Origin of the sequence: Kitasatospora sp. NPDC051170, assembly GCF_044455705.1 — a bacterium.
Lineage (GTDB): Bacteria > Actinomycetota > Actinomycetes > Streptomycetales > Streptomycetaceae > Kitasatospora.
This window is the reverse complement of the sequence record NZ_JBITFA010000015.1, coordinates 47,170-66,873: the sequence shown is the minus strand read 5'-3', so window position 1 is coordinate 66,873 and position 19,704 is coordinate 47,170. Positions and strand designations below refer to the sequence as shown.

21 protein-coding genes and 2 pseudogenes are annotated in these 19,704 nt (G+C 70.2%); 15 read left to right on the top strand and 8 right to left on the bottom strand.

All coding sequences use genetic code 11. The features are described 5' to 3' along the window. Positions 1–176: 176 nt before the first annotated feature. The 5 genes from snpA (at position 177) to ACIBCA_RS27980 (ending at position 5,365) form a co-directional block, all read left to right on the top strand. On the top strand, positions 177–812 hold the full coding sequence (gene snpA, locus ACIBCA_RS28000; protein WP_396285783.1) for a snapalysin: 636 nt from the start codon (positions 177–179) through the stop codon (positions 810–812). Between the two features lie 268 nt (positions 813–1,080). Further along, positions 1,081–1,740: a pentapeptide repeat-containing protein gene (locus ACIBCA_RS27995; RefSeq protein ID WP_396285782.1), complete on the top strand. Its 660-nt coding sequence runs from the start codon at positions 1,081–1,083 to the stop codon at positions 1,738–1,740. A gap of 186 nt (positions 1,741–1,926) precedes the next feature. Further along, a complete protein-coding gene (locus ACIBCA_RS27990; protein ID WP_396285781.1) occupies positions 1,927–4,011 on the top strand; it encodes a phosphocholine-specific phospholipase C in 2,085 nt (694 codons plus the stop codon). Positions 4,012–4,071: 60 nt separating this feature from the next. Continuing rightward, on the top strand, positions 4,072–4,863 hold the full coding sequence (locus tag ACIBCA_RS27985) for a phosphotransferase family protein (protein ID WP_396285780.1): 792 nt from the start codon (positions 4,072–4,074) through the stop codon (positions 4,861–4,863). A gap of 139 nt (positions 4,864–5,002) precedes the next feature. Beyond that, positions 5,003–5,365: a peptidoglycan-binding protein gene (locus ACIBCA_RS27980; protein ID WP_396285779.1), complete on the top strand. Its 363-nt coding sequence runs from the start codon at positions 5,003–5,005 to the stop codon at positions 5,363–5,365. A 69-nt stretch (positions 5,366–5,434) separates the two neighbouring features. Here ACIBCA_RS27980 and ACIBCA_RS27975 read toward each other — a convergent pair whose 3' ends face one another. Continuing rightward, the gene (locus ACIBCA_RS27975; RefSeq protein WP_396285778.1) at positions 5,435–5,884 is read right to left on the bottom strand and encodes a carboxymuconolactone decarboxylase family protein; all 450 of its coding nucleotides are present in this window, start codon (positions 5,882–5,884) and stop codon (positions 5,435–5,437) included. An 82-nt stretch (positions 5,885–5,966) separates the two neighbouring features. On the opposite strand from ACIBCA_RS27975, the gene ACIBCA_RS27970 reads away from it, so the two are divergent. Further along, entirely contained in the window at positions 5,967–6,836 is an 870-nt protein-coding gene (locus tag ACIBCA_RS27970) for a sigma-70 family RNA polymerase sigma factor (RefSeq protein WP_396285777.1), read from the top strand. Between the two features lie 89 nt (positions 6,837–6,925). Continuing rightward, the gene (locus ACIBCA_RS27965; protein WP_396285776.1) at positions 6,926–7,342 is read left to right on the top strand and encodes a hypothetical protein; all 417 of its coding nucleotides are present in this window, start codon (positions 6,926–6,928) and stop codon (positions 7,340–7,342) included. Between the two features lie 478 nt (positions 7,343–7,820). Here ACIBCA_RS27965 and cutA read toward each other — a convergent pair whose 3' ends face one another. Next, positions 7,821–8,144: a divalent-cation tolerance protein CutA gene (gene cutA / locus ACIBCA_RS27960; protein ID WP_396285775.1), complete on the bottom strand. Its 324-nt coding sequence runs from the start codon at positions 8,142–8,144 to the stop codon at positions 7,821–7,823. 115 nt (positions 8,145–8,259) lie between these two features. Here cutA and ACIBCA_RS27955 point away from each other — a divergent pair. Beyond that, positions 8,260–8,370, top strand: a pseudogene (locus ACIBCA_RS27955) (IS5/IS1182 family transposase); the annotation flags it as partial. A gap of 21 nt (positions 8,371–8,391) precedes the next feature. On the opposite strand, the gene ACIBCA_RS27950 reads toward ACIBCA_RS27955, so the two are convergent. Continuing rightward, a complete protein-coding gene (locus tag ACIBCA_RS27950; RefSeq protein ID WP_396285774.1) occupies positions 8,392–8,784 on the bottom strand; it encodes a nuclear transport factor 2 family protein in 393 nt (130 codons plus the stop codon). Between the two features lie 576 nt (positions 8,785–9,360). Here ACIBCA_RS27950 and ACIBCA_RS27945 point away from each other — a divergent pair. Then, on the top strand, positions 9,361–9,942 hold the full coding sequence (locus ACIBCA_RS27945; protein ID WP_396285773.1) for a hypothetical protein: 582 nt from the start codon (positions 9,361–9,363) through the stop codon (positions 9,940–9,942). Positions 9,943–10,076: 134 nt separating this feature from the next. On the opposite strand, the pseudogene ACIBCA_RS27940 reads toward ACIBCA_RS27945, so the two are convergent. Further along, positions 10,077–10,178: pseudogene (locus ACIBCA_RS27940) on the bottom strand (DUF6879 family protein); the annotation flags it as partial. Between the two features lie 480 nt (positions 10,179–10,658). Between ACIBCA_RS27940 and ACIBCA_RS27935 the strand changes: the two are divergent. The 3 genes from ACIBCA_RS27935 to ACIBCA_RS27925 all read left to right on the top strand — a co-directional run bounded on the left by ACIBCA_RS27935 (position 10,659) and on the right by ACIBCA_RS27925 (position 13,392). Further along, positions 10,659–11,138, top strand: a complete 480-nt coding sequence (locus tag ACIBCA_RS27935; RefSeq protein ID WP_396285772.1) for a hypothetical protein — start codon at positions 10,659–10,661, stop codon at positions 11,136–11,138. 361 nt (positions 11,139–11,499) lie between these two features. Continuing rightward, complete coding sequence (locus tag ACIBCA_RS27930; protein ID WP_396285771.1) at positions 11,500–12,510, top strand: quinone oxidoreductase family protein; 1,011 nt, start codon at positions 11,500–11,502, stop codon at positions 12,508–12,510. A gap of 198 nt (positions 12,511–12,708) precedes the next feature. Then, complete coding sequence (locus ACIBCA_RS27925) at positions 12,709–13,392, top strand: DUF6215 domain-containing protein (protein ID WP_396285770.1); 684 nt, start codon at positions 12,709–12,711, stop codon at positions 13,390–13,392. Positions 13,393–13,533: 141 nt separating this feature from the next. Here ACIBCA_RS27925 and ACIBCA_RS27920 read toward each other — a convergent pair whose 3' ends face one another. Genes ACIBCA_RS27920 through ACIBCA_RS27910 form a run of 3 tightly spaced genes read right to left on the bottom strand, consistent with a single transcriptional unit; the run spans position 13,534 to position 14,790 of the window. After that, a complete protein-coding gene (locus ACIBCA_RS27920; protein ID WP_396285769.1) occupies positions 13,534–13,746 on the bottom strand; it encodes a DUF397 domain-containing protein in 213 nt (70 codons plus the stop codon). 16 nt (positions 13,747–13,762) lie between these two features. Beyond that, positions 13,763–13,966, bottom strand: coding sequence for a DUF397 domain-containing protein (locus ACIBCA_RS27915; RefSeq protein WP_396285768.1), 204 nt, complete (start codon positions 13,964–13,966; stop codon positions 13,763–13,765). Next, positions 13,963–14,790 carry a Scr1 family TA system antitoxin-like transcriptional regulator gene (locus ACIBCA_RS27910; RefSeq protein WP_396285767.1) on the bottom strand — a complete coding sequence of 276 codons (828 nt, stop codon included), beginning with the start codon at positions 14,788–14,790 and terminating at the stop codon, positions 13,963–13,965. Before ACIBCA_RS27910 ends, ACIBCA_RS27915 begins: the two co-directional genes overlap by 4 nt. Positions 14,791–14,899: 109 nt before the next feature. On the opposite strand from ACIBCA_RS27910, the gene ACIBCA_RS27905 reads away from it, so the two are divergent. The 3 genes from ACIBCA_RS27905 to ACIBCA_RS27895 all read left to right on the top strand — a co-directional run bounded on the left by ACIBCA_RS27905 (position 14,900) and on the right by ACIBCA_RS27895 (position 16,364). After that, entirely contained in the window at positions 14,900–15,145 is a 246-nt protein-coding gene (locus ACIBCA_RS27905) for a hypothetical protein (protein WP_396285766.1), read from the top strand. 396 nt (positions 15,146–15,541) lie between these two features. Next, complete coding sequence (locus ACIBCA_RS27900; protein WP_396285765.1) at positions 15,542–15,748, top strand: hypothetical protein; 207 nt, start codon at positions 15,542–15,544, stop codon at positions 15,746–15,748. Between the two features lie 412 nt (positions 15,749–16,160). Beyond that, positions 16,161–16,364, top strand: a complete 204-nt coding sequence (locus ACIBCA_RS27895) for a hypothetical protein (RefSeq protein WP_396285764.1) — start codon at positions 16,161–16,163, stop codon at positions 16,362–16,364. Positions 16,365–16,379: 15 nt separating this feature from the next. On the opposite strand, the gene ACIBCA_RS27890 is transcribed toward ACIBCA_RS27895, so the two are convergent. Next, on the bottom strand, positions 16,380–19,589 hold the full coding sequence (locus tag ACIBCA_RS27890; protein ID WP_396285763.1) for a S41 family peptidase: 3,210 nt from the start codon (positions 19,587–19,589) through the stop codon (positions 16,380–16,382). Positions 19,590–19,704: the final 115 nt, after the last annotated feature.

The following is a 19,704-nucleotide window of genomic DNA, read 5'->3' as shown; positions in this document are numbered from 1 at the left end:
TAAAGACGACTCAAATCACCGGAGCGGCCGGGCCATTGGCCGGAGCTATCGCGGGTTGGCATCATCCGCTCGCGCGCCGGACTGCCCGAAGCTCTGGGGACACCCACCGTTCACCAGGCGCCACCCCACCGGCCGACCCCAACCGGCCGCGGCGCCACCGGAATCGGAGCCCCCACATGAAGCGTTCCCTGCTGTCCGCGACCCTCGGTCTGGCCCTCGCCGCCGGCCTCGCGGTCCTTCCCGCCACCGCCGCCTCGGCCGCGCCCGCCCCCACCGTCCAGGGGTACACCGCCTCGGCCAACTCGGCTACGGAATACGCCGGTTCGGCCACCGAGGCGGCGAACAACGAGGCGTTCTTCAAGGCCGTGATGGCCTCCGCCAAGGCCAAGCAGGCCGCCAACCCGGGCCTGGCCGTCGTCACCGTCACCTACGACGCAAGCTCGGCGCCCACCTTCCGCAACCAGATCGCCCAGTCCGCGCAGATCTGGAACAGCTCGGTGAGCAACGTCAAGCTCAGGTCCGGCTCCGGCGGCGACTTCAAGTACTACGAGGGCAACGACAGCCGCGGCTCCTACGCCAGCACCGACGGCCACGGGCGCGGCTACATCTTCCTCGACTACCAGCAGAACCGGCAGTACAACTCCGTCCGCGTCACCGCCCACGAGACCGGGCACGTGCTGGGCCTGCCGGACCACTACTCCGGCCCGTGCAGCGAGCTGATGTCCGGCGGCGGCCCCGGCACCAGCTGCACCAACCCGTACCCGAACAGCGCGGAGCGCAGCCGGGTGAACTCCCTGTGGGCCCGTGGTTAAGGGCCTCTCTTTCGGATCTTGCCGGGCGGTCGCCGCCGGGGCACGCACCTCGACGGCTTCTCGTCAGTCGCCAATGCTCCGCATGGACTCCCTCCTCGGCACCGCCGATGCACGCACCCCAACGCCGCCCGCTGACCCGACAACATCCGAAAGAGAGGCCCTAGCCACTTCCTCGTGACCGCAACGCCCCGGAGCCCCGCCGCTCCGGGGCGTTGTCGGCGGTGCGTGCGAACATGCGGGCGAGACCCGTCCGAAAGGTGCCGCCGCCATGCCCCGTCCCGTCCCCGAGCAGCTCGCCGACCTGCCGTACGCCGACCTCCTGCGCCCCCACGCCGGGCCGCTGCGCAGCGACGAGCGCTACGACACCGTGCACTTCGAGGGCGGTGAGCACACCGACGAGTCCGCCTCCGGCGCCTCCTTCCTGGAGTGCGCCTTCACCGGCGTCGCGCTCAGCGGCGTCAAGCTGCGCCAGGCCCGGTTCAACGAGGTCTGGGTACAGGCCGGCCGCTGGGTCGCCTGCGACCTGAGCGACAGCGAGTGGCAGGACGGCGCGATCGTCGGCGGGGTGCTGGCCGGGATCTCCGCGTACGGCTCGGCGCTGCGCCGGGTGGTGCTGCGCGGCTGCAAACTGGAAGCCGTCAACCTGCGTGCCGCCGTGCTGCGGGACGTGGTGTTCGAGGACTGCCTGCTGCGCGACGTGGACTTCGGCGAGGCCAAGCTGACCGAGGTGTCCTTCCCCGGTTCGACGCTGGAGGAGGTCCGGCTGCGCGGGGCCAGACTGAGCAAGGTCGACCTGCGCGGGGCCTCCCGGCTGGGCCTGGCCGACGGCCACGAGGGGCTGCGCGGGGCGGTCATCAGCTCACTCCAACTGATGGAGCTGGCGCCGCAGTTCGCCCACGCGCTCGGCATCGAGGTCAAGGACCGCTGACGCGGGACCCCCTCCCTTCCTCCGTTCCTCGTTCAGCCCGGCGTCGCTCGGTGACGGCCGGGCGAACAGTCCGCCAACCCTGCCGCGGGCATCTGGTGGGCCGCCGAGGCCGCGGTGGAGACTGCTGCGCGATCCAAGCCCCGACTTGTGTACACAACATCGCCAGCGAAGGGACGGACTGGGCTGATGGCCGAGTTGAGTCGTAGGAAGTTCGTCACGCTGTCCGGCGCCGCCGCGGCCGGCCTCGCGATCGCCGGCACCGGCGCCGCCGGGCCTGCCGGGGCCGCCACCGGCAATGTGGCCGCGCCCGCCTCCACCACCGCGCTGACCACGACCGGCACCATCACCGACGTGCAGCACGTGGTGATCCTCATGCAGGAGAACCGCAGCTTCGACCACTACTTCGGCATGCTGAAGGGCGTGCGCGGCTTCGCGGACCGCAGCGCCATCCAGATCGCCAACGGCTACAGCGTCTTCAACCAGCCCAACGGCCTGGGCCGCCAGTACCCGTGGCAGTTCAGCCAGACCAAGCCCGCCGGCGGCGCCGACCCCGAGCGCCTCGCCCAGTGCAACGGCGACCTCGCCCACGGCTGGAGCGACCAGCACAGGGCGTGGAACAGCGGCAAGATGGACTCCTGGGTCGCCGCCAAGGGCAACGTGCGCACCCTCGGCTTCCTCACCCGCCAGGACATCCCGTTCCACTACGCGCTCGCCGAGAACTGGACCATCTGCGACGCCTACCACTGCTCCGTGCTCAGCGCGACCGGCCCCAACCGCACCTACCACTGGTCCGGCCAGATCGACCCGGCCGGCACCGCGGGCGGCCCGGCGTACGACGGCGGCGACGAGAAGGGCCTGCGCTGGCAGACCTACGCCGAGGCCCTGGAGACGGCGGGCGTCAGCTGGAAGGTCTACCAGAACGCCTCCGACAACTACGGCGACAACGCGCTGGCCTACTTCAGCGCCTTCGCGGGCGCCCCCGCCGGCAGCGCCCTGGCGGTCAAGGGCATGGGCTCCGTGCCCGCCGTCACCGGCAGGACCCCCGACGACATCGTCGCCGCCATCAAGGCCGACGTCCTCGCCGGCACCCTGCCCAAGGTCTCCTGGATCGTCCCCGACCAGGGCTCCTCCGAGCACCCGTACGCCACCCCGGCCGACGGCGCGCACTTCGTCCACAACGTGATCGACGCGCTGAACGCGGACCCGAACGTCTTCAACTCCTCCGTCCTGTTCGTCAACTACGACGAGAACGACGGCTTCTTCGACCACGTCCCGCCGCCCGCGGCCCCGGCCGGCACCCCCGGCGAGTTCGTCAACGGCGCCAACATCGGGCTCGGCTTCCGCGTCCCGATGATCGCCGTCTCGCCCTGGACCCGCGGCGGCTGGGTCAACTCCGAGACGCACGACCACACTTCGGTGCTGCGCTTCCTGGAGACCTGGACCACCGCCCTCGGCACCCCCGCCCAGTGCGTCAACATCAGCGACTGGCGCCGGCGCGTCTGCGGCGACCTCACCGGCATGTTCGACTTCACCAGCCCGGTGTACGGCCTGCCGGCCCTGCCCGACACCTCCCAGACCATCGGCCTCTCCGCCTGCGGCCCGCTGCCCAACCCGGCGCCGGTCAACAACCAGCTCCCCGTCCAGGAGTCGGGCACCCGCCCGGCGCGCGCCGTGCCGTACCAGCCGAACGCCAACCTCGACCACCTGGAGTTCGGCTCGGCCGGGGTGATGAAGGTCTGGATCGGGATGGACAACGGCGGCGCCGCCGCCCAGAAGTCGGCGCACTTCGCCGCGTACGCCAACGCCTACCGCAGCGGCGGCCCCTGGCAGTACACCGTCGACCCCGGCGGCAGCACCAGCGACTTCTTCAACTGCGGCACCGGCTTCGGCGGCGGACCGTACGACCTCACGGTCGTCGGCCCCAACCGCTTCCTGCGCCGCTTCAAGGGCGACGCGACGAAGTCCGGCAAGAACGCCGCGGTGACGGCCTCGTACGCCGTGGAGCCGGGGACGGGCAAGCTCGCCGTCTACTTCAAGCTCGCCAACTCCGGCAGCACGGCGGTGACGTTCACCATCGCGTCGAACAACTACCGGACGGACGGCCCCTGGACGTACCAGGTGCCGGCCGGCGGCAGCGTCACCGACTACTTCAACGCGGTGGCGTACAACAACGGCTGGTACGACTTCACCGTGACGGTGAGCGGGGACAGCAGCTGGTCGCAGCGCTTCACCGGCCACCTGGAGACGGGCGCGGCCAGCATCACCGGCTGACGGCTCCGGCTCGGGCCCGGTCACTCGCCTCGGCGGGTGGCCGGGCCCTTAACTGTGCTCATGAACAATGAAGTTGAGACCGGTGAGGTTGAGCTCGGTGAAGTCGAGCTCGGTGAAGTCGAGATCGTCGTCGCCCACAGCGAGCGGGCCACCCTGCGCGTCGGCGATGTGTTCCTGAAGGTCGACGCCGACCGGGCCCGGGCCGACGCCGAGGCCGAGGCGATGGCGCTCGCGCCCGTCCCGACCCCCGAGGTGCTGTGGCGGCGCCCGCCCGTCCTCGCCCTCGCCGCCCTGCCCGGTACGGCGCTCGGCCGCTACGGTTCGCCGTCCCCCGCCTCACCCGCCGCCTGGGCCGCGGCCGGCGCCGCCGTACGGAGGCTGCACGAGGCGCCGCTGCCGCCCTGGCCCGGCCAGAGCGTCGAGGCACGGGCCGCGCGGCTCGACGCCGAGTGCGCGTGGCTGCTCGCCGGCGAGGTCCTGCCCGAGGAGCTGGTGACGGTCAACCGCCGGATCGCCGAGGCCGTCCTGCGCCCCTGGACCCCGGCGTTCACCCACGGTGACCTGCAGCCCGACCACGTCTTCGTCGACGGGGAGGAGGTCACGGGCGTGATCGACTGGTCGGAGGCAGCGCCGGGCGACGCGCACTACGACCTCGCCGTCCTCACCCTCGGTCACCCGGAGCACCTTCCCGACCTGCTCGCCGGCTACGGGTCGGAGGTCGATGTCGAGCTGATCCGCGCCTGGTGGTCCTACCGCAGCCTGATCGTCGTCCGCTGGCTGGCCGAGCACGGCTTCGACCCGGCCGCGCCCGGCTGCGAGATCGACGTTCTGCGCTCCCGCCTGCCCGGCTGAGCGCGCCGGGCTGGGGCCTGCGCCAAGTGGACCAAGGCTACGGCGCTCAATTGGACATCTACGGCGGTCCAGTTGGTGGCTAGGTTCAAAGCACACGCCGCGCCACGGGTAAGGCGCGGCCAACGGGAGGGAAACACCGATGCGCAAGCTCGTCATCGGGCTGGCCACCGCCGGTCTGGTCCTGGCCGGCACCGTCGCCACCGCCACCACCGCCAGTGCCGAGGCGTCTCGCTGCTCCGGCTGGAGCAACAGCGAGCCGCTGCTGAAGGCCGGCGCCAGCGGCGACGCCGTCAAGGCGCTCCAGTGCGAGCTGAACTACTCGCTCAACCCCAACGGGCGCACCCAGCTCACCATCGACGGGGTGTTCGGCCAGAACACCTACAACCGCGTCGTCGAGTTCCAGCAGTGTATGAAGAACCTCCAGGTCGACGGCGAGGTCGGCTCGCAGACCTGGGCGGCGCTGGACTACTGGACCGCCTACAACGGTTACCCCAACTGCTGAGGTAGCCGTCGGTGATCGAACCAGGGGCAGGGCATCAGCCAGATGCCCTGCCCCTTTCGGGGTGCAGCCTCACCAGGTCTTGCCGGCCTGCTCCCGGGTCGTGTGGTTGATCCGGTTGAACATGTTCGTCAGCCCGATCTCCAGGATGATCGCGCCCAGCTGCGCCTCGCTGAAGTGGTCCGCCGCAGCGTCCCAGACCGGGTCGGTCACCCCGGGGGCGTTGTCCTGGATGCGGGTCGCGGCCTCCGCCAGCGCGAACGCGGCCCGCTCCTCGTCCGTGAAGAACGGCGTCTCGCGCCAGGTGGCGACGGCGTGCAGTCGCTCGTCCGTCTCCCCGGCCTTCTTCGCGGACGCGATCGCCGAGTAGGCGCAGGGCGCACAGCTGTTGATCTGGCTGACGCGCAGGTGGATCATCGACAGCAGCCGCGGGTCGACGCCGCCCGAGTGAACTGCCTTGAGCAGCTGGCCGATCCCGGCGGACACCTCGGGGCTGGCGATGCTCTTCATACGCGGTTCCATGGGTCTGCTCCTCCGTCGGTTACGTGAACCCGCTCGGGTTCGTCATCACCCATGACGGAGCAGCCCCGAGGAAGGTAACAAGATGTTCGAGGACCCGACGGCCGAGGCGTTCGAGGCCCAGCGCGACCGGCTGCGCGCCGTCGCCTTCCGCATGCTCGGCTCGCACGCCGACGCCGAGGACGTCGTCCAGGAGGCGTGGCTGCGCCTCTCCCGCCAGGACGCGGACGCCATCGACAACCTCGCCGGCTGGCTGACCACCGTCGTCGGCCGGATCAGCCTCGACGTGCTGCGCTCGCGCCAGACCCGCCCCGAGGCGTCCCTCGACACCGGTCTGTCCGAACTGGTCGTGACCTTCGACGACGGCCCCGCACCGGAGGAGGACGCGGTGCTCGCCGACTCCGTCGGGCTGGCGCTGCTGGTCGTCCTCGAATCCCTGCGGCCCAACGAGCGGCTGGCGTTCGTGCTGCACGACCTGTTCGCGGTGCCCTTCGACGAGATCGGCACGATCCTCGGCAAGTCCACCGACGCCACCAAGATGCTCGCCAGCCGCGCCCGCAAGAAGGTGCGGGGCACCGAGGCACCGCCGACCGCCGTCTCCCGGGAGCAGCGCGAGGTCGTCCAGGCGTTCCTGGCAGCCGCCCGCGGCGGGGACTTCGAGGGCCTGCTGCGCGTGCTCGACCCCGACGTGAAGCTCACCGCCGAAACCCCCGCCGGCACCGTCGTCACCCTCGGTGCCACCAAGGTCGCCACCGGCGCCAAGCTGGGCGCCGCGGCCGCCGCCGTCGGCCGCGCCGCCATCGTCAACGGCCTGCCCGGCATCATCTCCTGGAACGAGGACGGCACCCCGCGCTCCGTCATCGCCTTCACCGTCACCGACGGTCGCATCACCGCCATCACCTCCGTCGTCGACCCGGCCAAGCTCGCCCTGGCCGACCTCCCCGACCCGGCCTGATGACGCTGCGCGCAGGAAGTCGGCCCGGCCGACTTCCTGCGCGCGGGCTAGCATGGACGAAGGGGGAAACACCTCATCCAGGGGTAGCGATGACCCAGGCAACAGCAACCGTTTCCACGGCCGACGAGGCCCGCGCCTTCCTCCAGACCAACGGCTCCGCAGGCCCCATCCTCGTCCTCGCCCCCGACGTCCTCCAGCAGATCCAGGACGCCGAAGCGGCAGGCGGATTCGAAGGCGGCATGTCCGGCCCGCAAGGCACCTCCCAGGAAGGCAACGCGGGCGCCAACAGCAGCAGCGCCACCGACCCCCCACCCCTCGACATCGACCTCGACGGCGCCGTCAGCAGCGAGGCGATCGCCCGCTTCGTCGACGGCGCAGTCACGGTCGCCCACACCGTCGCCGAAGCAGCCCACTGGGTCGCCGAACGCGGCATCACCCCGATCCTCATCGTCCCGACCGAGGAACTGAAGAAACTCGTCTTTGGCCCCACCCCCGACGAAGCCTGACGCCGGCTTCGGCCCACCGACCTGCGGGCGTAGGCGCGTTCGTCGGGGCGGTGGTGCTGCCGCGCTATGCACCTCCGCTCCGTGAGCTGGCTCATACGCGCCGCAGCGGGCATATCGGACGATTCTCCCAGGCGGGCTGGGTCAGGGCTGGTTCGGTGCACGGTCGTTGAGCTGGTAATCTTCTCTTCGTCGCGAGGGAATCAACCCCCTCGCCAGGCGTCAGCGGTGCTACCAGAGCACGTCCTACTTTCAGTAGGAAGAGTCCGTGCAACCCGGGCCTGGCGCTCCACACCCGGATGAGGTCCGGTGCCCCTCGGGGCACCGGACCTCATCCGCATTCCCGCGCCGAACACCCGCGCATCATCCGCTGCGTTGAGCAGCTCTACCGTCGTTCCCCACCGTCCACCCCCCACCCGCCTGTCGGCGGGTGCCCGCCCCCGGCCTCGCCTTGCGGCGCGACCCGGTCCGCAGCCGTCGGTCAGCTCCGGGTCTCTGCGGTCACCCAGTCCAGGTAGGCGGCCGAGCCGGTGGTCACCGTGACGCCGATGATCTCCGGCGTGTCGTAGGTGTGCAGTTCGGCGATGCGCGCGGCCAGTTGGTCGGCGAGATCCACCCGGGTCTTGAAGTCCACCCGCCACTCCGCGGAGTCCTGAACCTCGCCGTCCCACCAGTAGACGGACTGGATGGGGTAGACCTGCGCACACGCGGCAAGGCGGTCACGGACCACCGTCAACGCCAGCTCCCGTGCCCGGGTCTCGTCATCGTGCGTCGTGGTCACCACGAGGAACTCACGGTTCGTCATGCCGCGACGGTACCCGGCCTCGAGTCGACGAGTCGCAGGTCGGATCCGCTTGTTGTGCAGGTCCACCGCCGTTCCCCACCAGCCACCCCCACCCGCCTCCGGCGCGTGCCTAGCCTCCCGCGTGAAGACCTGGAGGATCCTTCGCGACTGTCGCCTCAAAGGCGATGGCGTCTACCACGCGATGCTCGGGATCGCCCGCCTGCACAACCTTGCCCGCACCCGCTAGCACCAGGTGGGACAGGGCTGATCAGCCGGACTTTGTCATCCCGCCGAGGGGAGTACGCCGTGCCGACACCTTGCGATGACTGATCCGCCAGCCGTCCGCAGTGCGCACGATGGTGTCGTCGTAGGAGACGGAACCGCAGGAGCCGTCCGCCTTGATGCCCAGACCCTTCGATCGGACCTGCACCCGGCCGTCTGCCGATGCCGTCACAACGATGTTGGTGACGTGATGCGCGACCGGGTTGGCGGCTCCCAGCGCGTATGCCGCTTCTCTGATGGCCGCGACCCCGGACAACGACTCCTGGCCGAAGTCGGTGAGGTCATAGACAACATCGGACGTGAACAGCTCCTCCAACCGGTCGAGGCTTCCGTCGTCAACAAGGTGACCATGCAACGAGACCAGTTCGGTGATGGCCAAGCGATCTTCAAGAGTGAGTGGCACACGCGTCCTCTCCGGCTTGGAGCAGAAGGGCCAAGCCGAGCATCGATCCGTCAGTAGCACGGCACCACACCGCTGAACACCGCAATGAGTTCGAGAAGCGTACAGCGAGAGAAGAGCGGTGCCCCCGCGATCCTCCCTTGCCGTCGTTCAGTCTTCCACCGACTTGTACACCCGCGCCCTGTCACCGTCGGTCGAGGCCCAGGTGCGGGGGCGTGAGCGAGTGACCGAGAATCAGAAGTGCTGACGATTGATCAAAGTCCTGCGCGAGTAACAGCGCTTCGTGGGCGACTTCGACGCGAAGCTTGTAGTCGCTCTGATTTGCCAGAGCTTCGCAGCATCGTCGAGAAGTCCGGCAGGTTCTGCACCGTCGGGCGTCTTCCCGATGATCGCCGCCATGCGGAGCGGGAGGCGGCCCACGTTCTCGTGGCGGATCAATGGGTGTTGTCGGCGTACAGGTGAACATGCCCAGTCCCGTACAGATGAACGTGCCCGGACGAAAGGGGTGAGTGATGCTCTCGTGCTGTAGGGATGCGGCGTCGGATACTGACTGCTGTGATCACCGAGCCCTCACTTTCACCCGTCAACGACCCAGCGGACTTTGCGTCCCGTCTGGCTGCGGCCGAGGACTGGACCAGCGCCGCTCTGGAAGCTCAGCAGGAGGGGCGGTGGGTACTGACCGGGACGGAGCGCCGGATCCTGGCCGACGTGGAGGCGGCCACCAATCCCCTGCACGGTGGCCACCTGCCACCGCACGACGACGAGTCGGTGTACGTGCGCCTCGGACGCATCAGGAATTGGGCCGGCGTGCTACGGCTCGCAGCACGAGCCGGGGGCTGGGAACTCCATCCTGTCGTGGGCAGGGAGCCCTCCTCCCTCACCCGACCCATCGGCATGGCCGACCTGCTTTCCGGCATCTACGCGCTCGCCGAACAGGGCGAGCGATGGCAGCAGCTGATGCTGGCAACCATCACCGACCTCAACGTCGCGGCTCGCAACCAACCACCACAGCAACGACAGGATCTCGACCAGGCGCTCGCCGAGCGTGAGCCATGGTTCGCGAAGGATCTGGCCACCGCGGAGGGGTTCTTCACCGGACCCGGCTCGCTGGAAGATTTGTCTCTCTTCTTCCTCTGAGCCACAACCCAAGGGGTTCTCCCCGCGCGTCGACGCCGAGCACGTTCCCCCGTACCGCCCTGAGCACATTGCTGAGTACCTCGACAGGTATGCGGGTCGATCCGTTCACCGGCCCGGAAGGCCCGCAACTCCTAGATCTCCTGCGGCACGTTGTAGGCGGGGAGGGTTTCGAGGCGCCATGCCTCTGTGGCGAAATCCCGGAACCTGGCTTGCCAGGCGTCACCATCCAGGCGCACGAACTACCTCCCGAAGCGCGGCTCTTGGGGATCTGGACGAGCCCATCGCCGCACGGCGAAGCATGGGCGTCGGATCTCCCTTCCCTGACCACGATCATCCCTGCTCGGTGTGATCGATGTTGGGTTGTCGCTTTGATTCCACCCTCCCAAGACCAGACACGGAGGCTGGCTCGGCCCGAACCTCGGCTGCCAAGGGCACAGTTGCTGGACGCCACCAGGAGAGGTGTCCGTTCTGGTGCGCCGTTGACCTCGCGATGGTTGCGGGGCGAAGGTCGGAGGCGACCAACGGCCGGCTCGTCGGGCGGGCGAACCATCCTTCGACGGCGTCCCGCACACTGCTCGGCGTGTGCGGCGCGGCCATGGGGCTCTACAGTCAGCACGGAGCTCGCTCGAACGGACCATCCACCATGCGGGGGAACTGATTTGGCTGTCCCATGGGACCTTCTGATATCCACCGCAGGTGGCGTCGCGGCCACCGTCGTGGGCGTCATCGCAGGCGGGATCGTCGGGCGACGCGGCCAGAACCGTCAGTGGCTGCAAGGGACACAGACCGCCGCCTACGAGAGGTTTCTGCAGGCGTTCGGCGCTGTGGAAGCCGAGCTCCGCGGCGCGTTCCTTGAGGAGCGCCAGCCTGCCTCTGACATCTGGGGGCCGTTCAATGCCGGAGTGCAGTCGTTGAGCTTGGTGGCAACTCGTGAGGCCGCCGCCGCGGCTGTGGAGCTCTGCGAGGTCGTGGAGGACTTCACCATCCTGTTCCATGGTCGCCGGCCCACCGACCTTGAGGAGCTTCGGCCGATCCACAGCGCGCTGGAGGAGGCACACCTGAAGTTCGTCAACGCGGCCCGACGCTCGCTCGACCCGTCACAAGAGCACCTTGACCGAACGCTGGGCGGCCCATCGCCGTGGCGCGGCGTCGTCTCCTTCTACGCCCAAGGAGCTGTCCCCGACAGGGCCGAGTAGAAGCACGCTTGTCGGCATCACGCGTCACCCAGCGTGCTCTGTGCTGAGGTCGGCGCTGGTCCACCGGTGAGAGTGGTGAGCGGGATGACCGCCGTCCGTGCGCCGAGCTTGCTTGGCGTCGGGCGGGGTCAACCCCGAAGGACTTCCGGAGCCGACCACTTGGCAACGCGTCCGAGAGGGAACCTCCGAATCGGAGTTGGCCACCGACGCCCGTGTCTCGGTGGCGCCTTGTGTCTCGCAAGGGGCCGCCGGGGTGTAAGCGGGCGTCTCAGCTCTCGGCGGGGGCGGCGGGCTGGTCTGCTTGCCGGGAATCGGATCGCCATCAACGGGGTTGGCGGGGGAAACCGTTATCGGAGGGCCAGTGCGAGCGATTCAGGTGTACGAAGTGGGCGGTCCCGAGGTGCTGCGGGAGGCGGAGGTGGACCAGCCGCGGCCGGGGCCGGGCGAGGCGGTCGTGGAGGTCGCCGCGTCCGGGGTCAACTTCCTCGACGTCTACTACCGTGAAGGCCGGTACAGCCTCCCGCTGCCCTTCACCCCGGGCTCTGAGGGCGCCGGCACGGTCGTCGAGGTCGGACCCGGCGTCGCTGACGTCGCAGTCGGGGACCGGGTCGGTTGGGTGGAGACTCCCGGGTCGTATGCCGAGCGGGCCGTCGTGGACTCCTCCCGGCTGGTGCCGCTTCCCGACGACATCGACTTCGAGACGGCCGCCGCCGTGCTCCTCCAAGGCATGACCGCGCACTATCTCGTCAAGGACGCCTACCCGGTTCAGGCGGGCGACACGGTGCTCGTGCATGCGGCTGCCGGTGGCATGGGGCTGCTTCTGACCCAGCTCATCACCCATCTCGGCGGCAGGGTGATCGGCACGACGTCGACCACGGCGAAGGCCGAGCTGGCGAAGCGTGCCGGGGCCGCCGAGGTGATCCTCTCCTCCGCGGTCGACGATCTCGCAGCCGAGGTGAGGCGGCTCAACGGCGGTCAGGGACTGCCGGTTGTCTTCGACGGCGTCGGCGCGCACACCTTCGATGCGAGCCTCGCCAGCCTGCGAACCCGCGGCCATCTTGTGCTCTTCGGCGCGGCAAGTGGTGCCGTGCCTCCGTTCGATCCGATCCGGCTCGCCCAGGGCGGTTCGCTGACCCTGATCCGGCCCAGCCTCGGGGACTACATCGCCGATCGGTTCGAACTGCTCCGACGGGCCGCCGACGTGTTCGAGTGGGTGCGCTCCAAGGCGCTCGAGGTCTCCGTAACGGGCCGCTACGCATTGTCCGAGGCCGCCCGGGCCCACAGTGATCTGGAGGCTCGGCGTACCACCGGCAAGCTGCTCCTGATACCCGGTGCGGCCGCTGTCGGACGCCGCGAGGAGACGCAGAGCTGATCGCGGGTGACGAGGTCGGGGATCTTGAAGACCGAGATGTCGAGGGCATGGCCGACCGCCATCGCCAAGATCCCCGACAGCGTCAGGCACGGGCTCCCCATGGGTGCTGACCTGAGATGCGGCGGCCGAGAAACCCGCAGGCCATAGGCCCAGTACGGACGCTAGGATCAAAGTCGCGTTTCGTAGTGGGGGGCAGACGTGGAAGCCGAGAACGTCGTCGAGCAGGACAACGAGCAGGGCACCGACCCGGTCAAGGACCGAGCAGGAGTCAAGGTTGCGGTCGCAGCGGCGCTGCTCTGTGCCATCCTGGCCGGGCTGTGGGGGACGGGACAGTTCGACAGCCCGTCTGATCAGGCCGAGACGGCCAAGCCGGTTGCCTGCGAAGCGCCCCGGCCGACCGACGCCCAGGGGTACGCGGGCGTCTGCGCCGCGCTGAACCGGCCCGACCTGCCCGCGCTGCTGGGCACGCCGACCGACCATGTCGTGGTCGCGCACCCGATGCCGATGGCGATCGGGAAGGAGCCGATGGTGGAGGTGCGCCTCCAGCACGTCGCGGTCGCCCTGATGGAAAGCACCTTCTCGGTCGACGACAGGTTCGAGATGCGGCCTGGTCTCACGGCGCAGGCGACCGTCCTCGGCCACCCCGCCGCGACCTATTCGAGCAGCACGATCGCCTTCGTTCCCGCGAAGAACGGGAAGGCCGACACCAAGCCCGGGCCCGACACCCGGAACATCCTCGTCGCTCAGGACGCCAAGGCTTCCGGCGGCCGGACGTTCGAGCTCGTCGTCTCCCGCGAGGACGCTACGGACATCGACGACCCGACCCTGAACCGGCTCGCCGAAACCCTGTTGCCGACCCTCCCGGGCTGGGTCGCCTCGTAGCCCCGACTCCCGCGCGACCACCGGTGGCATGTGAGTTCGACAGTCTCATCGCCAACCTGGAGCGGATCTGGGTGGGTGTGTGTCGGTGACCATCGGGTAGGCGGCCAGGATCTGGACGTTTCGCTAGTGCGGAGCGGGGTCTCAGATTGGGCCGAACTCGCTGGCGCGGATGGCGGTGACGAAGGACTGCCAGGCGTCGGCGGGGAAGACGAGGGCCGGGCCGCTGGGGTCCTTGCTGTCTCGTACCGGGACGAGGCCGGGGAAGCCGTCGGCGACCTCGACGCACTGTCCTTCCTGGGCGCTGTAACTACTCTTGCGCCACTTGGCGTTCGTTGGGTCATGCATGGCGTACATGTCCTTTCGAGGCGCGTCAGAGGATGTCGAACTCGCCCGTGCGGACAGCGGTGACGAAGGAGTGCCAGGCGTCGACCGGGAAGGTCAGGGCTGGGCCGTCGGAGTCCTTGGAGTCCCGGACGGGGACCGTGTTGGATGCGACCAGGTTCCCCGCGACCTCGATGCAGTTGCCTCCGTTGCTGCTGTACGACGACTTGAACCACTGAGGCTGGGCGGTCACGGCAGTTCCTCTCCTAGTTGGCCGATCAGACCCACGGACACGGCTTGTGAGTGCGCGAGGGCCTGTAGCTGATAGTAGGCCGTGAGCATCGGCGGTACCGCGCCGCTGTCCCGTTCCAGCTGTCCCTGAATCGCGGATTCGGCGTAGGCCATCAAGGATCGGTCCGGAAGGGTGAGGATGTTCACCGGAAGGTCAAAGGTCCGCTCTTCTCCTATGGCGTACGGAGCCACCTGCAGAACGGTGTTGGGCATCCGGGCGAACGCTACGAGCGCATCGAGTTGCGCGGCCATGGTGGCGCTTCCGCCGACAGGTCGCCGGAGGCAGCTCTCGTCCAGGATGGCGTGTATCTGCGGCGGGTTCTCGCGGCGCAGGTTCGCCTGCCGACGTGCGAGGTAGGCGACTCGTTCCTCGGCTTGATCCTCCGTGATGCTGCCTCGGCGGACTGCTCCTGCTGCGATGGCCCGTGCGTAGGCGGGGGTTTGAAGCAAACCCGGGATGATGCCCAGATCGAACAGTCGCAGCTCCACGGCCTTGGACTCGTACGCGACATACTCCGGGAAGCCTTCGAGGATGGTCGACGACTTGAGATCGCGCGACTTGCGAACGAAGAAGTTCTCCAGTCCGAACGCCTTGTCAAGTTCGCGGGCCAGACGAGCGGTTGGAGGGCGTCGACCAGTTTCGACTGCCGAAATATGCGTGGGGGAGTAGCCAATGGCAAGTGCCAGCTCCTCCTGGGTCCAGCCCTTCGCCTCCCTTGCGCTACGAACCTGGGCGCCGAACTTGGCGACGGGGGACGAATCAGGGTCCAGCTCAACCTTGTTCATGGCTTCGACTGCCTCTCCCCGAGCACAACTGACAGGTTGAAGAGCTTCCTAGCGTAGACGAAAGTTGGCGCTCCGAGTAGTCGTCGAACTACGGAGCGGAGTCGCTTCCATGGCGCGCAAGAAGGCAACCGTCCGGACGCCCTATCGGCCTCAGGTCGGTGAGGTGGTCAAGGATCTGACGGGCAATCAATCTGTCGTTTACATGGACACGCGGGGCGGTCTCGCCTACGTGCGGCCTGTCGGCGGCGGGATCGAGTGGACGGTCGATCCCGCCGCTCTCCAGCCACTCCCGGACGGGCCGACGTTGGCCTTCGTCGTCATCCCGGCGAAGTCGCGTATTGGCGGTATCGAGTGAATCGCCGGTCTGATGTGCTGGTCGCGACGGGCGTCATCGGGGTGCTGAGCGGGGGAGCGGCGGCGGCCGCGTTCTGGGTGCTTTCCGGGCCAGCGGATCTTCCTCTGTGCCTGGTGGCGTTCGGGGCCGTCCTCAACTCCGGCATCGTCGCGTCCGAGCCGATCCTCCGGCGGCGGTTCGACCGGAGCCACCGATGAGCAGCCCTCCTGCCTGCCCCTGCGGCTCGGCGGTCGACTTCATAGGGGATGCCAACGAGGCCGGGCGAACCTGGAACTGCCCGGACTGCTGCCGGTGGGGCGTCGCCTGGTCAGCCTCCTACCTCGCGCAGCAGCCCTTCGAGGAGCCCCTGGCCGTCCTCGGGCGCCGATGCCGCCCCCGCCCCGTAGGTGACGCGTGATGTGGCTCCTCGCCTGGCTGATCCTCCGGCTCAGCCCCGAGCGGCGCCGGGTGATCGCCGAGGAGCACTACCTCCGCGAGGTGTGCCGCGAAGCCACCTGGGAGGCATTCCGCGCGGAGCTGGCACACGAGGCGGACAGGCTCGAGCGCGCCATGGTCTCCCGCCGCCGACCCCGGTCGACGCGGCCGCCGAACCGGCTGGGGTAGCTGATGCCCCGTTCGAAGCATGGGCGTTGAGCTGGTATTCTTTTCCTCGTCGCCAGGAGGAAATCTCCTGGCCAGGCGTCAGCGGTGCTACCAGAGCACGTCCTACTTTCAGTAGGAAGAGTCCGTGCAACCCGGGCCTGGCGCTCCATGTCGAAGAGGTCCGGCACTCCAGGGTGCCGGACCTCTTCGCGTTGCCTCAGCCCCGCGCGGCTCAGCCCGGGGGCGGGCACCCGCCGGCAGGCGGGTGGGGGGTGGACGGTGAGGAACGGCGGCGAACCTTTTCCCCTAACCGAATAATGCGCGGGTGTTCACCCCCGCGGCTCAAGGTGCGCCCGCCCGTACCCGGTGTGAGAGTGGGGGCAGCCCCGAAATCCGACACATCCCGTACATCCCGTCCTCAGGAGGAGGGGTCATGGGCATTTTCGACCGGTTCCGCCACAAGGCGCAGGAGACCGTCAACCCGTCCGAGCGGGCCGCGCTCGCGCACGACGAGGCCGCCGACGCGTACAGCAACGACATCGAGCGCAGCCGCGACACCGCCGAGCAGAAGGCGCAGACCGAGGCGGACCGCCGGGCCGCCGAGAACATGACCGCCGAAGGCGATCCCTGGGACTAGAGGGACTGGAAGCAGCTACCGGGCCCGCGGCGGCAGGGGAGGCCGCCGCAGGTCCGGCTTCGGCGTGTCCGCGGGCGGCGGTTCCGCGGCCGGGGTGTCCTCTAGCAGCTCGAGCGCCAGCTGTACGGCGGCGTGCAGGTCCGGGTAACGCTTCCGCGCCCAGTCGCCGGGGCCGCGCAGCACGTGGACGTCCGGCTCGACGCCCCGGTTCTCCACGGACCACCCCAGCCCGCCGCCGAACCAGGAGGCGTTCTTCGGTACGGAGATCTGCGTGCCGTCCCCGAGGGTGTGCCGCCCGGTCATGCCGACGACGCCGCCCCACGTCCGCGTGCCGATGACCGGCCCGAGCCCGAGCAGCTTGATCGCGGCGATGACCACGTCCCCGTCCGAGCTGGTGGCCTCGTCGGCGAGCGCGACCAGCGGGCCGCGCAGCGCGTGCCGGGGCCAGCGGACGGGCTGCCGGTCGCGGGTGAAGTCCCAGGCGAGCACGGACCGGGTCAGCTTCTCGAGCACCAGCTCCGAGACGTTTCCGCCCGCATTTCCCCGTACGTCCAGCACCAGAGCAGGCTTGTCGAGTTCGCGCCGCAGGTCCCGGTTGAACTGGGCCCAGCCGGAGCCGCCGAGGTCGGGGATGTGCAGGTATCCGCACCGGCCGTCGCTGAACTCCCGTACGAGGTGGCGCCGTTTGGCGACCCAGTCCTGGTAGCGGATGGGCCGCTCGTCCGTGAGCGGGGTGATGGTGACCCGCCGCAGCGCGCCGTCCGGGCCGGTGCGCAGGGCGAGTTCGACGGTGGTGCCGCCGGTGCCGGCGAGGAGCGGGCCGGGGCCGAGGCGGGGGTCGACCGGGTGGCCGCCGATCTCGACGATCTCGTCGCCGTCGTGGACGCCCTGGGTGGCGAGCGGGGCGCGGGCGCGCGGGTCGGAGGACTCGCCGGGCAGGACGCGGTCGACGAGCCAGCGGCCGTCGGGGACGCGGTGGGCGTTGGCGCCGAGCAGGCCGAGGGGGTGGCTGCCGGAGGTGGGGCCCTCGGCGCGGCGGGAGGGGGTGACGTAGGCGTGGGAGGTGCCGAGTTCGCCGAGGAGTTCGCGCAGCAGGTCGGCGAAGTCGTCGGGGGTGCAGACGCGGTCGAGGAGCGGCTCGTACTGGGCGACGAGGGCGGGCCAGTCGAGGCCGGACATCCGCTCGTCCCAGAACTGGTCGCGGACGATGCGGGCGGCCTCGTGGTACGCCTGGCGCCATTCGGCGGCGGGGTGCACGGTGTGGACGATCCGCCGCAGGTCGACGGAGGTGCCCGCACCCCCGGCCCCGACGGGGACGATCCGTAACGTTCCGGCGGAGTAGACGGCGACGGACCCGCCGTCCCCGGAGACGGCGTACCCGTCGAGCCGGTCGACGAGGGTGGTGCGGGTGCCCCGGGCGAGGTCGAAGTGTTCGAGGGAGGGGCGGCCGGAGGTGTCGTCGGGGTTGGCGAAGGTCTGGCCGAGGGTGCCGGCGATGGGCCAGCGCAGCCAGAGGAGGCCTCCGCGGACGGCGTCGGTGGCGGAGTACTTGGAGGCGATGACGGGGAAGGGCAGCAGCCGTTCGCCGATGTCCTCCGGGTCGACGTGGACGGTGCCGTCCCCGCCGCCGTCGCCGCGTGGGGCGGCTTCCTCCGGGGCGGCGGCGAACGGGGAGGGCGTGTCGGCGGCGAGGGGGACGAGGTAGGGGCGGCAGCCGACGGGGAAGGAGAGGTCCCCGGTGTGGACGTCGTGGACGGGGTCGAAGCCGCGCCAGGACAGGAAGGCCAGGTAGCGCCCGTCCCGGGTGAACACGGGCTGCTCGTCCTCGAACCGGCCGTCGGTGACCTCGGTGATCGGCCCGGTCCCGTCCACCCTGGTCAGCCGGATGCGCCGCAGGGAGCGCCCGGCGACGGGCTGGGACCAGGTGATCCAGCGCGAGTCGGGGGAGAAGCGGGCGCTGGCGACGGGCCCGTAGCCGGAGGAGGCGACCTCCCGTACGGCGCCGTCCCCGGCGGCGACGAGCAGCAGCCGCCCGTCGGAGGCGACGGCGGCGAGGTGGGCGCCGTCGGGGGAGGCGGTCAGTTCGATGACCCGGCCGAGCCGGCCGGCGGCGAGCACCCGGCGGTGGTGCGCCGCGGTCGACTCCCTCCCGGGCAGCGGCACGACCTCGATCGCGTCGGCGCCCTCCGCGTCGGTGACCCAGGCGGCCTCGCCGGTGTGCCCGAGGATCACGGGCAGCCGGGTGCGCACGCCGGGGGTGTCGGCGAGGGCGCGGGCGGGGCCGTCCTGGTGGGTGAGCCAGTACTGGCTGCCGCGCACGGTGATCACCCCGGCCCGGCCGGTCTGGTCGCAGGCGAGGTCCTTGACCTGGGAGGCGGCGCCGACCCGGTACGGGCGGCGGCCGGCCCGGGCGCCGCCGAGGGGGACGTGCAGCCGGTGCGGGGCGGGGGCGTCGAGGCCGTCGAGGAGCCAGAGGTCGCCGGCGTGCTGGTAGACGACGCGGGTGCCGTCGGTGGAGGCGTGCCGGGCGTAGTAGGAGGCGTGGTCGGTGTGGCGGCGCAGGTCGGTGCCGTCGGGGCGGCAGGAGTAGAGGTTGCCGATGCCCTCGTGGTCGGAGAGGAAGGCGATGCGGCCGGAGACGACCATGGGCGCGGCGAGGTGGCCGGGGTGGTCGGGCAGGATCCGTGAGCCGTCGACCCAGAGCCGGCCGGTGGCGCCGCCGCGGTAGCGCTTCCAGGCGGCGGGTTCGTGGGGGGCGGTGCCGGTGAGCAGCACGGTGTGGTCGCGGGCGAGTTGGGCGTCGCCGACCGGGCCCCAGGGCATCCGGTGGCCGGGGGAGCCGTCGGGCGGCAGGGAGTGCGCCCAGGTGTAGTGGGCGAAGGGCTCGTGGTAGGAGGTGACGGCCAGGACCTCGCCGTCGGGGAGCCAGCCGCGCACCCGGGTGTCCTGGCTGCCCCAGTGGCTGAGGCGGGCGGATTCGCCGCCCTCGACGGGGGCGGTCCAGACCTCGGGGGTGGGGCCGAGCCAACTGGTCCAGGCGAGGGTCGCGCCGTCGGGGGAGAAGCGGGGGTGGGCGACGCGGGTGCGGTCGCAGGTGACGCGCCAGGCCCGGCCGGTGCCCGCGCCGTCCGGGGAGAGCGGGGCGAGCCAGACGTCGTCCTCGGCGGTGAAGGCGAGCAGGCTTCCGTGCAGGTGGGGGTGGCGGAGGTAGCCGGGCGCGGTCACCCCTCCATCCTTCGACGGGGTGTCACCACCGGCAACCGGGGCGCCGCGCCGAGGGGAGGCCCGGGCGCCGTAACCGGTCTGGACCATTGACACCGTCCTGTCGCATCCACTTCAG

Excerpts from the sequence above, each read along its gene's own strand:
- snpA (WP_396285783.1), top strand. The coding sequence starts at position 177 with ATGAAGCGTTCCCTGCTGTCCGCGACCCTCGGTCTGGCCCTCGCCGCC.
- ACIBCA_RS27995 (WP_396285782.1), top strand. The coding sequence starts at position 1,081 with ATGCCCCGTCCCGTCCCCGAGCAGCTCGCCGACCTGCCGTACGCCGAC.
- ACIBCA_RS27990 (WP_396285781.1), top strand. The coding sequence starts at position 1,927 with ATGGCCGAGTTGAGTCGTAGGAAGTTCGTCACGCTGTCCGGCGCCGCC.
- ACIBCA_RS27985 (WP_396285780.1), top strand. The coding sequence starts at position 4,072 with ATGAACAATGAAGTTGAGACCGGTGAGGTTGAGCTCGGTGAAGTCGAG.
- ACIBCA_RS27980 (WP_396285779.1), top strand. The coding sequence starts at position 5,003 with ATGCGCAAGCTCGTCATCGGGCTGGCCACCGCCGGTCTGGTCCTGGCC.
- ACIBCA_RS27975 (WP_396285778.1), bottom strand. The coding sequence starts at position 5,884 with ATGGAACCGCGTATGAAGAGCATCGCCAGCCCCGAGGTGTCCGCCGGG.
- ACIBCA_RS27970 (WP_396285777.1), top strand. The coding sequence starts at position 5,967 with ATGTTCGAGGACCCGACGGCCGAGGCGTTCGAGGCCCAGCGCGACCGG.
- ACIBCA_RS27965 (WP_396285776.1), top strand. The coding sequence starts at position 6,926 with ATGACCCAGGCAACAGCAACCGTTTCCACGGCCGACGAGGCCCGCGCC.
- cutA (WP_396285775.1), bottom strand. The coding sequence starts at position 8,144 with ATGACGAACCGTGAGTTCCTCGTGGTGACCACGACGCACGATGACGAG.
- ACIBCA_RS27920 (WP_396285769.1), bottom strand. The coding sequence starts at position 13,746 with ATGTACGCCATGCATGACCCAACGAACGCCAAGTGGCGCAAGAGTAGT.
- ACIBCA_RS27910 (WP_396285767.1), bottom strand. The coding sequence starts at position 14,790 with ATGAACAAGGTTGAGCTGGACCCTGATTCGTCCCCCGTCGCCAAGTTC.
- ACIBCA_RS27905 (WP_396285766.1), top strand. The coding sequence starts at position 14,900 with ATGGCGCGCAAGAAGGCAACCGTCCGGACGCCCTATCGGCCTCAGGTC.
- ACIBCA_RS27900 (WP_396285765.1), top strand. The coding sequence starts at position 15,542 with ATGTGGCTCCTCGCCTGGCTGATCCTCCGGCTCAGCCCCGAGCGGCGC.
- ACIBCA_RS27895 (WP_396285764.1), top strand. The coding sequence starts at position 16,161 with ATGGGCATTTTCGACCGGTTCCGCCACAAGGCGCAGGAGACCGTCAAC.